Genomic DNA, 1,139 nt, shown 5'->3' on the forward strand with positions numbered 1-1,139 from the left:
CTAGTCTTCTGAGTCAGGAATTCTGTTCAGATAGTTGGCGAGACGTTCGAGGATCTCGTCCGCGGTCTTCGTCCAGATGTAGGGCTTGGGGTCGGTGTTCCATGCGGCGATCCAGGTGCGGATGTCTTTCTCCAGGGCCTGGACGCTCTTGTGGACGCCTCGCCGTATCTGCTTGTTGGTCAGCTCGGCGAACCAGCGTTCCACCAGGTTGAGCCAGGAGGACCCGGTGGGCGTGAAGTGCAGGTGGAAGCGAGGGTGGGCCAGCAGCCAGGTCTTGATGGCCGGGGTCTTGTGGGTGGCGTAGTTGTCCAGCACCAAGTGGACGTCCAGGCCCTGCGGGACCTCCCGGTCGAGTTTGATCAGGAACCTCTTGAACTCCTCGGCCCGGTGCCGGCGGTGCAGGGAGCCGATCACCTTCCCCGTGGCCACCTCGAGCGCGGCGAACAGCGTGGTGGTGCCCGCCCTCACGTAGTCGTGGGTGACCCGCTGAGGGACGCCCGGCATCATCGGCAGCACCGGTTGGGAGCGGTCCAGGGCCTGGATCTGCGACTTCTCGTCCATGCAGAAAACCAAGGCCCGCTCGGGCGGATCCAGATACAGGCCGACGACGTCGTGGACCTTGTCGACGAAGTACGGGTCGGTCGACAGCTTGAAGGTTTCCGAGCGGTGCGGCTGCAGGCCGAAAGCCCGCCAGATCCGCGACACGGTCGACTGTGACAGGCCCATCTCCTTCGCCATCGCCCTCGTCGACCAGTGCGTGGCGTTCTTCGGCGTCGACTCCAGCGTTTTGGTCACCACGGCGGCGACCTGCTCGTCGGTGACCGTCCGGGGACCGCCGGAACGCGGCATGTCGCCCAGCCCGGCGATCCGGTGCTCCACGAACCGCTTCCGCCACCGGCCCACCGCATGCGGCGTCGAGCCGAGCCGGGCGGCCACGTCCTTGTTCGACGCACCGGTTGCGCAGGCCAGGATGATCCGGCACCGCAGAGCCCACGCCTGCGGCGTGGAACGGCGCCGCACCCACCCCTCCAGCGCAGCCCGTTCCGCGTCCGACAGGATCAACTCGGCCTTCGGCCGCCCAGTACGCGCCACCCCGCAACCCTACACATCTGACCAGAACTCCTGACTCAGAAGACTAG

General features: G+C 66.4%; 1 protein-coding gene. It reads right to left on the reverse strand.

Annotation, left to right across the window (positions count from 1 at the left end):
* Nucleotides 1-1,092 carry an IS630 family transposase gene (locus ACF09K_RS34300; RefSeq protein ID WP_392249259.1) on the reverse strand — a complete coding sequence of 364 codons (1,092 nt, stop codon included), beginning with the start codon at nucleotides 1,090-1,092 and terminating at the stop codon, nucleotides 1-3.
* Nucleotides 1,093-1,139: the final 47 nt, after the last annotated feature.

Origin of the sequence: Streptomyces sp. NPDC014882, from assembly GCF_043081325.1 — a bacterium.
Classification (GTDB): Bacteria; Actinomycetota; Actinomycetes; order Streptomycetales; family Streptomycetaceae; genus Streptomyces.